The 12,474-nt window shown below is 67.1% G+C and carries 7 protein-coding genes; 5 read left to right on the top strand and 2 right to left on the bottom strand.

Features of this window, described 5'->3' with window-relative positions; genetic code table 11:
• Nucleotides 1-3 precede the first annotated feature (3 nt).
• Both ACZ5BH_RS02830 and ACZ5BH_RS02825 read left to right on the top strand, forming a co-directional pair.
• Nucleotides 4-1,683 (top strand): ATP-binding SpoIIE family protein phosphatase, encoded by a 1,680-nt coding sequence (locus tag ACZ5BH_RS02830; RefSeq protein WP_464890407.1) that lies wholly within the window; start codon nt 4-6, stop codon nt 1,681-1,683.
• Between the two features lie 8 nt (nt 1,684-1,691).
• A complete protein-coding gene (locus tag ACZ5BH_RS02825) occupies nt 1,692-4,529 on the top strand; it encodes a PAS domain-containing hybrid sensor histidine kinase/response regulator (protein WP_464890406.1) in 2,838 nt (945 codons plus the stop codon).
• Nucleotides 4,530-4,599: 70 nt separating this feature from the next.
• On the opposite strand, the gene ACZ5BH_RS02820 is transcribed toward ACZ5BH_RS02825, so the two are convergent.
• A complete protein-coding gene (locus tag ACZ5BH_RS02820) occupies nt 4,600-5,946 on the bottom strand; it encodes a sigma-54 interaction domain-containing protein (protein WP_464890405.1) in 1,347 nt (448 codons plus the stop codon).
• A gap of 293 nt (nt 5,947-6,239) precedes the next feature.
• Between ACZ5BH_RS02820 and ACZ5BH_RS02815 the strand changes: the two genes are divergently transcribed.
• The 3 genes from ACZ5BH_RS02815 to ACZ5BH_RS02805 all read left to right on the top strand — a co-directional run bounded on the left by ACZ5BH_RS02815 (nt 6,240) and on the right by ACZ5BH_RS02805 (nt 11,846).
• Entirely contained in the window at nt 6,240-6,638 is a 399-nt protein-coding gene (locus tag ACZ5BH_RS02815) for an SCP-2 sterol transfer family protein (protein ID WP_464890404.1), read from the top strand.
• Nucleotides 6,639-6,708: 70 nt separating this feature from the next.
• A complete protein-coding gene (locus tag ACZ5BH_RS02810) occupies nt 6,709-8,043 on the top strand; it encodes an efflux RND transporter periplasmic adaptor subunit (RefSeq protein WP_464890403.1) in 1,335 nt (444 codons plus the stop codon).
• Between the two features lie 29 nt (nt 8,044-8,072).
• Entirely contained in the window at nt 8,073-11,846 is a 3,774-nt protein-coding gene (locus ACZ5BH_RS02805) for an efflux RND transporter permease subunit (RefSeq protein ID WP_464890402.1), read from the top strand.
• Nucleotides 11,847-12,017: 171 nt separating this feature from the next.
• Here ACZ5BH_RS02805 and ACZ5BH_RS02800 read toward each other — a convergent pair whose 3' ends face one another.
• A complete protein-coding gene (locus tag ACZ5BH_RS02800) occupies nt 12,018-12,347 on the bottom strand; it encodes a hypothetical protein (protein ID WP_464890401.1) in 330 nt (109 codons plus the stop codon).
• Nucleotides 12,348-12,474: the final 127 nt, after the last annotated feature.

Below are 12,474 nucleotides of genomic sequence, written 5' to 3'. Positions count from 1 at the left end.
GCCATGTCCCGCGGCAAGATCCTCATCGTCGATGACGAGCCGACCAACCGGGTGATCCTCGGCGCCCAGCTCCGGCACCTGGGTTACGAGACCGTCGAGGCGGCAGATGGCCGCGCGGCGGTGGAGCAGGTGCGCCGTGAACGACCGGACATCGTGTTCATGGACATCATGATGCCGGAAATGGACGGTTACGAGGCCACCCGCCGGATCAAGGCCGAGGCCCGCAACCGCTATCTGCCTGTGATCTTCCTCACCGCCCTGAGCGCGGAGGAGGACATGATCCGGGGACTCGACGTCGGCGGCGACGACTTCCTGATCAAGCCGGTCAGCTATGCCATGTTGCAGGCCCGCCTCAACGCCGTGGAGCGGGTGCGTCGCCTGAATCATGCCCTGGCGCAACAGGCCGAACTCATGCGCCGCGATGAACAACTGGCCGAAGAGCTGTTCTCGGGCGTGATCACCGCGCAGAACGACGAGATGGAAAAGTTCGGCGTGATCCATCTCCCGGCCATGACTTTCAGCGGCGATCTGATCCTCAGCGCCCGCCGCCCCACAGGCGAGTTGCACGTGCTGCTGGGCGATTTCACCGGCCACGGCCTCTATGCGGCCATCGGCGCCATGCCCCTGTCGCAGATCTTCCACTCCATGACCGCCAAGGGCTACGGCCCGCTCAGCATTCTTGCCGAAATGAACCGCAAGCTGTACGAGATGCTGCCGGCCGAGATGTTCTGCGCCGCCTGCCTGGCCACCATCTCGCCCGACGTGAAGACCCTGCAGATCTGGAACGGCGGGCTGCCCGACGCCCTGCTGGTGCGGGACGATCGCATCCAGGCGCGGTTCGCCTCCTCCTCCCTGCCGCTGGGGATCACCGAAAACCTGCTCGACAGCGAGATGCGCCATCTGCCCCTGGAAGCCGGCGATCGGCTGCTGCTGATGACCGATGGCGTGACCGAGGCCCGCAATGCCGCCGGTGAGATGTTCGGCAGCCAGCGGGTGGAGGCGGCCGTGCAGGGTGGCACGCCGCGCAACTCGCCTTTCGCCCGCCTCTATATCGAGCTGGAAGCCTTCACCGACGGCCAGGCGCAGCAGGACGACATCAGCCTGATCTGCGTGCCCTGTGACGCCACCATCGCCATGCCGGTGGAGGCGGCAGCCGGACCATCGCCGCACGCGCCCACGGGTCAGACCGAGGGAAGACACTGGTCGCTGAGCTACCGCTTCGAGGGGCACATGCTGCGGGAGATCGATCCGGTGCCGATGATCCTCCACCAGATCAAGGAACTGTGCTGCCGGGAACCCGATCCGCACCTGTTCACCGTGCTCTCCGAGCTGTACAACAATGCCGTGGATCACGGCCTGCTGCGGCTGGACTCGGCCCAGAAGGGCAATGCCGACGGGTTTGCCAACTACCTGCTCGAGCGGGAGACGCGGCTGGCCGCGCTGCAGCACGGGCATGTGCAGATCTCGGTGAGCGCCCGGCCCGCCGAGGCGGGCGGGGTGCGCCTGATCCTCCTCGTCGAGGACAGTGGCGAGGGCTTCGACTATTCCGAGGTCCGCGCCCGCCTGCAACGCCAGGCCGGCACGGAATTGTGCGGGCGGGGCCTGTTGCTGGTGGAGCGGCTGTGCGAGTCCCTCCGCGTGCACCCGCCCGGGAACCGGGTCGAAGCCGTGTACCGGGTGTGAGACCGGGCATGGCCACCCGCACGCGCGCCGACAGCGACTCCGCGGATCTCAGCGCGGGCCTGCGGGAGGCGATCGAGATCCGGCGCTTCCACGAGTTCGGCCGGCGTTCGCTGGTGGGAATTTTCTCCTACCCGCTGGTGTGGCTGGTGGTGACCGTGGTGGCGACCGAACCCGAGGTGCGCGACAGCCGCCTGAGCGTGGTGGGCCTGCTCGGTGCGCTGTCGCTGGTCCGCTTATGGGTGTCGCGGCGGCTGGTTCGCTCACCCGGCCTGCCGTCCCGGGGGCTGCGCCACGCCTTCTTTTTTCTCTATCTCGTGCAGGGCACGGTCTGGGGCCTGTTGTTCGTCTGGCTGATGACCGAAGAGGTCTATGACGTGGCCACCCTGGCCATGTTCATGGGCTCGGCCGGCATCGTCGCCACCTCGGTTCAGACCATGGCGCCGGTGCGCTGGCTGAGCGTCACCTACCAGCTTCTGATCCTGCTGCCCACCTTCCTGCTGATCCTGTACTGGGGTGGCGATCGTCAGCCTCTGGCGCTGGTGATTGCGGTCTACAGTCTGTTCCACATCGTCATGGCGGCCAAGGTGGCCACCGAGTTCGATCGCACCCTGCTGCTGGAAGCCCGCCAGCGGGAGAGCGAAAGCCGTTACCGGCGCCTGTTCCGGGACAGCCTGTCCCGGCAGATCGTCGTGGATCCGGCGCGGGCCGTCATCCATTCGGCCAATCCGGCTGCAGAGCGGCACTTCGGTTATCGCGAGGGGGAACTGGCGAACATGCCGCTGGCGCGGCTGTTTCCGGACAAGGAAGAGCGTGATGCCCTGCTCGACACCTTCCGGGAGCGGGAACGGGTGCACCTGGAGTTGCGGGCCCGCCGGGCCGCCGGCCAGATCCGCATCCTCGACGTGCTGGGCGGGCCCATCGAAATCGATGGCGAGACGCGGCTGCAATGTCATCTCTACGACGTGACCGAGCGGCGCGAGCACGAGCAGAAGATCAACGCCCTGCTGGACGAGTTCCGGGTCGTGGCCGAGTCGATCAACGGCATGGTGTTCCGGCTCGACCCCGAAGGGCGGATCTACTGGTGCAACCCCCAGGTGGGCGAAATCACGGCCCGCGAGGACTGGGATCTGCAATACCGCCCGCTGGTGAGCCTGTTCGCCGAGGCCGACCGGGCGGCCATCGAACGGGCCCTGGGCGAGGCGGTCCGCCAGGGACGGGCCGAGCTGGAAGTGCGGTTGCCGGCGGCGCAAGGGGAAGCACCCTTCCTGCTTTCGTTCACCGCCCTGCACGACGGGACCGATACCGTCTCCGGCCTGCTGGCCGTGGCCTTCGATATCCGCGAACAGGCCAGGGCGCGGGACGAGGCGCTTTCCCTGGCCCGGGCCAAGTCGGCCTTCCTGGCCAACATGAGCCACGAGATCCGCACGCCCATGAACGGCGTGCTGGGCATGCTGGAACTGCTGGAACAGACCGAACTGGCACCCGAACAGCAGGACTACGTGGCCAAGGCGCGCACCTGTGGCCGTCACCTCCTGAACATCCTCAATGCCATTCTCGATCTGTCCCGGGCCGATTCGCCCCAACTGGCGCTGGAATATACCCGCTTCTCCCTGCCGGCGCTGATCGACGATCTGTTCGCCATGTTCGCCACGGATGCGCGGCCCGGAGAGCGGGAGCTGTTGCTGGAACTGGCACCGGATTTGCCGGAGCGCCTGGTGGCCGATCGCACCCGGCTGCTGCAGGTGCTCATCAACCTGATGAGCAACGCCATCAAGTTCACGGAGCGGGGGCACGTGCTGCTGCGGGTCCAGCGCACGGTCATCGGGGAAGGCACGGCGGCCCTGCGTTTCGAGGTGGAAGATACGGGCATCGGCATCGCCCCCGAAGCCCGGGAACGGATTTTCAATGCCTTCGAGCAGGCGGACAGCTCCACCACCCGCCGCTTTGGCGGCACCGGCCTGGGGCTGGCCCTGTCACGCAAGCTGGTGCAGCGCATGGGCGGCGAGCTCACGGTGGCGTCGACGCCCGGCGAGGGCAGCCGCTTCGCCTTCACCCTGCCGCTCGAACCGCACGCCGCGCCTGCCCCCGAAGCCGAGGCGCCGGCAATGGAACTTTTGCCCGCCGCAGGGGTGGCCGGCAAGCGGGTACTGGTGGTGGAGGACAACGCCTTCAACCAGACGGTGCTGGCACGAATGCTGGAAAACCTGGAACTGGAGGTGACCGTGGCGGCCTCGGGCGAAGCGGCGTTGCAGCGGCTGGCCCGGGAGCGCTTCGATCTGGTGATGATGGACGTGCACATGCCGGGCATCGACGGCTGCGAAACCACCCGGCGGCTGCGCCGCCAGCCGGGCCTGGCCGACCTGCCCGTGGTGGCCGTGACCGCCGACGTGCTGGACTCGGAACGGGAGCGCTGCCTGGCCGCCGGCATGAACGCGGTGCTGACCAAGCCGGTGGACCTGGCCACGCTGAAGCGCACCGTGCATGCCTGGCTGGGCGAAGCGCCCAGCGGCGCCGTCGACAACCAGGTGCTGCAGCAATTGCGCGACCTTTTGGGCGAGGAGTACGCCTCGCTGCTGGAAACCTGGCTGCACGACACGCCCCGACGGCTGGCCCGGATGGAAGCGGCCCTGGCGGAAGGCGATCGGGAAACCCTGGCCTTCGAGGCGCACGCCCTCAAGGGCAGCAGCCAGAACCTCGGCGCCCGGCCGGTCCAGGCGATCTGCGAACGCCTGGAACGGATCGCCCGTGATCCGGACAACGACACCGCCGCCACCGAACTGGCCCACCTGCAGGCCGCCTGTCAGGAGGTCTTCCAACTGCTCCAGCGGCAACTGGCCACGGCCTGAGGCCAGGAAAACGTCGCTCCCGCACCATCATGGCTTGCGCCGCGCCTGCGGGACGCGGTGCTATGACGATTTACGACAAGCCCAGCCGCTGCATCCGCCGCCAAAGGGTGGAACGATCCACGCCCAGGATGCGGGCCGCCATGGCCTTGCTGCCGTTGGCGCGTTGCAGGGCCTCTTCGATGGCTTCGCGCATTTCCCGGTTTTCGTCCGACTCTTCGCGTGATGCGGTCTCGGGCATGTTGCCGGCATATTCGCAGATGTCCTGGGGCAGGCTTTCGGGGCGGATCACGCCGTCCACCGCGCAGATGAGGCCGTGTTCCACGGCGTTCTCCAGCTCTCGCACGTTGCCCGGCCAGGGATAGTTCATGAGCATGCGCATGGCCTCGGGACTGATTTCCGCCTCGGTCGGATAGCCGCGGCTGGCGAGCCGCTGGATGAAGTGTCGGATCAGCAGGGGGATGTCGCCGGGCCGGTCGCGCAGGGCCGGGACCGTGAGCGGGATGACTGCCAGCCGGTAGTAGAGATCGGCGCGAAACTGGCCGGCGTCCACCATGTCCCGCAGGTTGCGGTTGGCGGCGGCGATGATCCGCACGTCCACCTTCACGGTCCTGTCGGAACCCACCGGTTCGAATTCCTGATCCTGAATGGCGCGCAGCAGCTTGGCCTGCAGGTGCAACGGGATCTCGCTCACCTCGTCGAGGAACAGGGTGCCGTGATCGGCGGCCTGGAACCGGCCGCTGCGGTTCTGACTGGCACCGGTGAAGGCGCCCTTCACATGGCCGAACAGCTCCGATTCCAGCAGAGACTCGGGAATGGCGGCGCAATTGACCTCCACGAAGGCATGCCGGGCGCGCGCGCTGGCCCGGTGCAGCAGCCGCGCCAGCTGGGTCTTGCCGGTGCCCGATTCGCCCTGCAGCAGTACGAAGGCATTGGTGGCAGCGATTTGCTGGATGCGGTTGACGATCTCCAGCATGCGCGGATCCCGGGTTTCGAAATCCGAGCTGCCGGATTCGAATACCGCTTCCAGCCGACGCTGTTCGGTGCGATCCCGGATCAGGATCAGACGCAGGCGCTCCCGGGTGCCGGGGTTGTTCACCAGTCCGCTGTGGAATTCCAGATAGCGGCGCTCGTCGCCGATCCGCAGACATTCCTCGAAACTGACGAAGTTGCCGCTGGGCATGCCGGCGGCGTCCACTTCGCCCGCATCGATGGCGGCGCGCAACAGGGCCCGCTGCAGGTTGAAGCGGCCGATGTCGTTGAGCCGTTCCACCGGTTCGTTGCCGGGCAGCCCGAGCAGCCAGCCCGCGGCGGGGTTCTGGTAAATCACGTGGCCGCGGGGGTCGGCGATGATCACGCCTTCGTCGATGTAGGAAACCACGGCTTCGAGCAGGGGGGCGAACTGGATGGAGTCGGACATGGGAGCTGCGCCGAAGAATCGTGAACGGGTTCACAGTGTTGCAGCTGTGCGGATGTTGCGCAACAGGTTGCAACGGTCGCGATTATGTATAAGTAATTGAATATATTCAAATAAACTGATTATAAACGTACGACGAATGCCGGTATTCGTTGTGCAACACTTCAACAATAAATCACGATAAAACAATAACTTGCATTCTGGCACGGCACTTGCCCCTGTTCTGGTCATGCCACGCAGGGTTTTGGCCCTGGGCATCCTGAAAAAAAACACAAGACCTAGCAAGGGGAGAGACCATGTCCGAGATGTTTTCCGCCGAATGGATGGCCGGATTCCGGGAGGCCTGGAACGCCGAGCCGGAGCTGGCCGGCGCCCTGTCCCAGATCGGATTCAATTCCACCATCGGTTACGGCTTCGACGACGAAGAGGCCCCGCGGGGCTACGTCAAGGTCGAGAACGGCCAGGTGACCGAGGCCGGCACCTATGACGGCCAGCCCCTCAACTGGGATCTGCGGGCCAGTCTGGCCGACTGGCAGAAGTGGGCTCAGAAACCGCCGGGCATGGTCGGCCTGGGCATGGCCTACACCGCCCGCAAGCTCAAGTTCAAGCAGGGCGACTATGCCGCGATGATCAAGGATCCGCGCATGGCCGGCCCCTTCATCAAGAGCTTCGCCGTCATGGGGCGCGTGCAATAGCCGCGCCTTCGCAGACGGCATCCGCCTTTCCCCGGCATATGTCCCCAACCGTGCAGGAAGGACAGCAGGCATGATGATGAGACTCGGCTCGATTCGCCTCCGCGGCGCTGCCTTCGGCGCCTTGCTGCTGGCGGCCCAGACGGGGCCGGCCGCATTCGCCGATACGCCCTACGGCCGTGGATGGACAGGGAACGAGACGCAGCGTGGGGCCCAGATGGGTCGCTCGACGGCCAATCCGTATGGATTCGCACCGCCGAACCCGCAGAACCGGCACTATGGTCTGCCGAGCGGACCGGGGGGCGTCATCACCGTCGTCAGCCGACCGCTTGGCGCCGAGGTGGTCATCGGGGGCACGGTGATCCCCTATCGGGAGGTGACCCTCACCGCCCAGTTGCCGGGCCGCGTGCAGTTCATCGCCGGCGAGGAGGGGGATCGCTTCCGCATCAACCAGGTGCTGGTGGCGCTGGACGACGATGACCTGCTGGCCAGGCGGCGCCAGATCCTCGCCCAGTTGCAGGCCACCACTTACGGCTATACCGATGCCCGCCTCCAGTACGCCCGCGAGTTCTGGGCGCCGGGGGAGAAGCTGGCCCGCTATTTCGAGCCCCGGCGCAGCGCCAGCATGGGCCTGTTTCCCTCCATGTTCGAGCGATTCTTCGGTGGGGGCGGGGGTTACAACGATACCTGGCGTGCCTGGCGTTACGGCAATCCCTGGATCGAACGGCAGGTGGATCTCTATTCCCGCGGCAGCCGCGTGGGCCAGGCCAGCAGCCAGGTCATGGCCATGCGCGCGAAGATCGACGAGATCGACGCCAGGCTCATCGATACCCGTTCCATCGCGCCCTTCGACGGCGTGATCCTCAAGAAACTGGTGGAAGTCGGCGACACGGTGCAGCCCGGCCAGCCGCTGCTCAAGTACGCCGATACCAACGATTTGCAGATCCGGCTCGACGTGCCGGCCCGGCTCATGCCCGGCCTGCATCAGGACATGATTCTGCCCGCCACGCTCGACGTGGGCGATCTCGAGGTCAACGCCCGGGTGGCCCAGATCTTCCCCGTGGCCGATGCCCTGCGGCACACGGTTACCGTGAAACTGGATCTGCCCCAGGGCGTACCGGGCGGGCCGGGCATGTATGCCGAAGTGGCGATCCCCGACGGCAGCGTGCCCGAGACGAACGTCCCCGTGGTGCCGTCCACGGCCATCGTTTGGCGTGGCAGTCTGCCCGCCGTGTTCGCCGTCGATGACAGCGGCAAGCCTTCCCTGCGGCTGGTGCGCCTGGGGCAGAAACTGGGCACCGATCTGGTGGCGGTGCTCTCCGGCCTGCGCGCCGGCGAACGCATTCTCGCCAGCCCCCCGCCGGGCATGAACTCCAACTGGGTGCCGCGACCCGCGGGCCGTTTCTGAAGCGTGCGAATCGGGCAGGACGAGACGACGTGAGCAGCCAAATCCCCTCCAAGGCCGAAGACGCCACCGACACCACGCCCGGCAAGCCGGCGGATCTCGGCATCGCCGGCCGCCTGGCCAGCCAGTTCATCAATTCGCCGGTCACGCCCCTGCTGATGATGGCCTTTCTGGCCATCGGCATGCTGGGCCTGTTTTTCACGCCCCGGCAGGAGGATCCCAAGATTTCCGTGCCGATGGTGGACATATTCCTGCAGTATCCCGGCGCCTCCGCCGAGCAGGTCTCAAGCCTAGTCACCGAGCCCCTGGAGCTGCTCATGAGCGAGATCCCCGGGGTCCGCCACGTCTATTCGGCCACCCAGCGCGGATCCAGCCTCGTGACCGTGCAGTTCAAGGTGGGCGAAGAACTGGGGCCGTCCATCGTCAAGGTGCATGACAAGATCCAGTCGAACCTGGATCGCATTCCGCCCGACGTGTCGCGTCCCCTGGTGAAGCCCATCGGCATCGACGATGTGCCGGTCGTCACCCTCACCCTGTGGTCGGAAGACGTGGACGATGCCACGCTGCGCACCCTGGGGCTCGATGTCCTGCAGCATCTCGAGGAAGTGCCCAACACCGGCAAGGGCTTCGTGGTCGGTGGGCGGGCCGAGCAGATCCGGGTGGAAATCCTGCCCGAACGCCTGGCCGGTTACGGCATCGCGGCGGCGCAGATCGCCGCCACCATCCGCGCGGCCAACGCCGAGCAGCCTGCCGGCCAGGTGGAAAGCGGCGACAGGGTGTTCCGCGTGCAGACGGGACGTTTCATCCACAACGCCGAAGACGTGGCGCGGCTGGTGGTGGGCGTGCGCCAGGGCATGCCGATCTACGTGCGCGATGTGGCGCGGGTCTTTCTGGCACCGGAAGAGACCCGTCACATGGTCAACCAGTTCAGCGGCACGGCGGCCACCACCCACGTCAGTGGGGCACCGGCAGTGACCGTGGCCGTGGCCAAGAAGATCGGCAGCAACGGCGTGACCGTGGCCAACGCCATCCTCGACAAGCTCGATTCCCTCAAGGGCCGCCTGATCCCCGACAACGTGCACGTGGAGATCACCCGCAACTACGGGGCCACCGCCAACCAGAAGGTCAACGAACTCCTCGAAGCCCTGTTCGAGGCGGCGGTGGCGGTGAGCATCCTCTGCCTCATCGGTCTCGGCCTGCGCGCCGCTTCGGTGGTGATCATCATCATCCCCATCGTGATCTTGGTCACCGTCTGGTCGGCCTGGGTGCTCGACTACACCATCGATCGCGTGAGCCTGTTCGCCCTGGTCTTCGCCATCGGCATCCTGGTGGACGACGCCACGGTGGTGGTGGAGAACATCTTCCGCCGCTGGCTCGAGGCGGGAAAGACCAGCATGGGCATCGCCATCGATGCGGTGCGCGAGGTGGGCAACCCCACGGTGCTGGCCACCCTCACCATCATCTCCGCCATGCTGCCCATGGGCTTCGTCTCCGGGATGATGGGGCCCTACATGCGGCCGATCCCGGTGCTCGGTTCCTCGGCCATGTTCTTCTCCCTGATCGCCGCCTTCGTGTTCGCGCCCTGGATGGCGCTGCGGGTGCGGCCCCGCCTGGGCGCCCTGCAGAAGGCCGAGGAACGCGAGGCCCGGGTGCGCGAGCGGATCGGCCGTTTCTACCGGCCGTGCATGTTGCCCCTGTGCACCAACCGCAAACTGGGCCTCCTGTTCCTGTTCGGCCTGATTGCCGCGACGATCCTCTCCTGCCTGATGTTCTATACCACCGCGGTGGCGGTGAAGATGCTGCCCTTCGACAACAAGCCCGAGTTCAACGTGGTGGTCAACCTGCCCGAGGGCACGGCCCTGCCGGTCACCGCCAACGTCACCCGACAACTGGTGGAGGAGCTGCGCAAGATACCGGAAGTGACTGCCCTGCAGAGTTACGTGGGCACCGCCTCGCCGTTCAATTTCAATGGCATGGTGCGGCACTACTACCTGCGCCAGCACCCCTGGCAGGCCGACATCCAGGTGATGCTGCTCAACAAGAACGATCGCGAGCGGGGCAGTCACGCCATTGCCGTGGATGCCCGTCACCGCCTCACGCCGCTGGCCGAACGGCTAGGGGTGCGCAGCATTCAGGTGGTGGAGATGCCGCCGGGGCCGCCGGTGCTGCAGACCGTGGTGGCCGAGGTCTACGGCCCCACCGCCGACACCCGCCGCCAGGTGGCGCGGGATCTCACCGCCATGTTCCGGGATGCGCCGAACATCGTCGACGTGGACAACTACATGGCCATGCCCTACCAGTACTGGCGGTTCGAGGTGGACATGGACAAGGCCACCCGGCGCGGCATCACCGTGGACACCATCAACCGCAACCTGAGCATGGCCCTTGGCGGCCACCGGCTGGGCGATGTCAAGCGCGGCGTGGTGCGCGAGCCCACCTATATCGTCATCCAGGTGCCGCTGCCCATCCGCGCCCGGCTCGACCGGCTCGGCAGCCTGCCGATTCCCTCGGCCGCCGGCACCCAGGTGCCCCTGGCCGAGCTCGGGCGGTTCGTGCCGGAATGGGAAGATCCCGTCATCTATCACAAGGATCTGCGACCCATCGAATACGTCACCGGCGAGATGGAAGGCCGTCTGGGCGCGCCCATCTACGGCATGTTCGAGGTGGAGGATCGTCTGAAGAATTACACGGCGCCCGATGGCGTGACCTTCTCCGGCATGCCCGACGGGCTCATCGGCCCGCCCGCCGACGACAGCCGTTCCGACATCGAATGGACCGGCGAGTGGACCGTGACCTACGAAACCTTCCGTGACATGGGCATCGCCTTCATGGCCGCGCTGGTGCTCATCTACGGCCTCATCGTCTGGGAGTTCCGCAACTTCGCCCTTGCGGGCCTGATCATGGCGCCCATTCCGCTGACCCTGATCGGGATCATCCCCGGCCACTGGCTGCTCGGCGCCGAATTCACCGCCACCTCCATGATCGGCTTCATCGCCCTGGCCGGGATCATCGTGCGCAATTCCATCCTGCTGGTGGAGTTCGTCAAGGTGGAGGTGGAGAAGGGACAACCCATACGTGATGCCGTGATTGCCGCCGGCCAGGTACGCATGCGGCCGATCTTCATCACCGCCCTGACCCTCATGGCCGGCGCCGCGGCCATCATCACCGATCCCATCTTCGAAGGCATGGCGGTGAGCCTGCTGTTCGGCACCGGCGTGGCCACCATTCTCACCCTGGTGGTGGTGCCGCTGGGCTGCATCAGCGCCCGCAACCGGTTCTATCGCCTGGCCGCGGCCGACGGGCATGCCGTCGAGCCGCCCGCCGACGACACCTGTGCCAACGGAACCTGCGAGCGTGGTGCCGAGCCGGCCCCGTCCATGCCCCTGTGGATGCGGATCTACCGACGCGTGATCGGTGCCCTGATGTGGCTTTTCTACATCGTGCGCGGGATCTGGCTGCTGCTCTCCTCCCTCGTGCAGGGCTGGCTGGGCCGCTTCCGTTCTCCACCGCCCTCGCCCCCGCCTTCGTCGGGCGGCGGGGACACGCCGCCTTCGGCGCCTGGGCCCCAGACCCCGCCGTCTTCCCCGGCAGGCAGCAGCACCGAAACGCCGGCGCAGGCAGAAACGGCTGCGGTAAAGCAACCGGGCGCGGCGAAGAAGAAAGCCGAAGCCGAATCGAAACCCGTGCGCAAGAAGACGCCCCGCAAGCGGGCGAAGAAGAAGACCGTGGCGAGAGTCACCGACAACCCCGCCCGGAAACCCGCCGGCAAGAAGAAGCGCCGCGGGATCCGGATCAAGACCGACTGAACCAACCGAGAGGCATCCTTCCATGAAACCATTCCGCCGCAAATCCCTGCCGGGCAGCGCACCTGCCGGCTTCCTCGCGCTGGTCCTTCTGGCACTGGCCTCCGGCCTGGCCGCGGCTGCCGACAATCCCGCTGCAGGAGCGGGCAGCCATGTCCCGCCGCCTCCCGGTCCCTACCGCGTGCAATCGCCGCAGCACCCCGCATGGGCCGGACAGGCGGCCCCGCGGCCCATGCCGCCCCAACGGCCTGGGTGGGCGCAGCCGGGCCAGCGGCCCATGCCGCCCCAGCGGCCCGAGTGGGCGCAGCCGGGCCAGCGCCCCATGCCGCCCCAACGGCCTGGGTGGGCGCAGCCGGGCCAGCGGCCCATGCCGCCCCAGCGGCCCGAGTGGGCGCAGCCGGGCCAGCGGCCCATGCCGCCCCAACGGCCCGAGTGGGCGCAGCCGGGCCAGCGGCCCATGCCGTCCCAGCGGCCCGAGTGGGCGCAGCCGGGCCAGCGGCCCATGCCGCCTCAACGGCCCGAGTGGGCGCAGCCGGGCCAGCGACCCATGCCACCCCAGCGGCCCGAATGGGCGCAGCCGGGTGGCGGTTATCGTCAACCGCCTGCGCCCTGGGGGCCGCGTCGCTGAGGC

The sequence above is a fragment of the Thioprofundum lithotrophicum genome (genome assembly GCF_055387065.1).
Note: the sequence above shows the minus strand (reverse complement) of the source record. Positions and strands in the feature narration are given on the sequence as shown.

Excerpts from the sequence above, each read along its gene's own strand:
- ACZ5BH_RS02820 (WP_464890405.1), bottom strand. The coding sequence starts at position 5,946 with ATGTCCGACTCCATCCAGTTCGCCCCCCTGCTCGAAGCCGTGGTTTCC.
- ACZ5BH_RS02830 (WP_464890407.1), top strand. The coding sequence starts at position 4 with ATGTCCCGCGGCAAGATCCTCATCGTCGATGACGAGCCGACCAACCGG.
- ACZ5BH_RS02810 (WP_464890403.1), top strand. The coding sequence starts at position 6,709 with ATGATGATGAGACTCGGCTCGATTCGCCTCCGCGGCGCTGCCTTCGGC.
- ACZ5BH_RS02825 (WP_464890406.1), top strand. The coding sequence starts at position 1,692 with ATGGCCACCCGCACGCGCGCCGACAGCGACTCCGCGGATCTCAGCGCG.
- ACZ5BH_RS02800 (WP_464890401.1), bottom strand. The coding sequence starts at position 12,347 with ATGGGCCGCTGGCCCGGCTGCGCCCACTCGGGCCGCTGGGACGGCATG.
- ACZ5BH_RS02815 (WP_464890404.1), top strand. The coding sequence starts at position 6,240 with ATGTCCGAGATGTTTTCCGCCGAATGGATGGCCGGATTCCGGGAGGCC.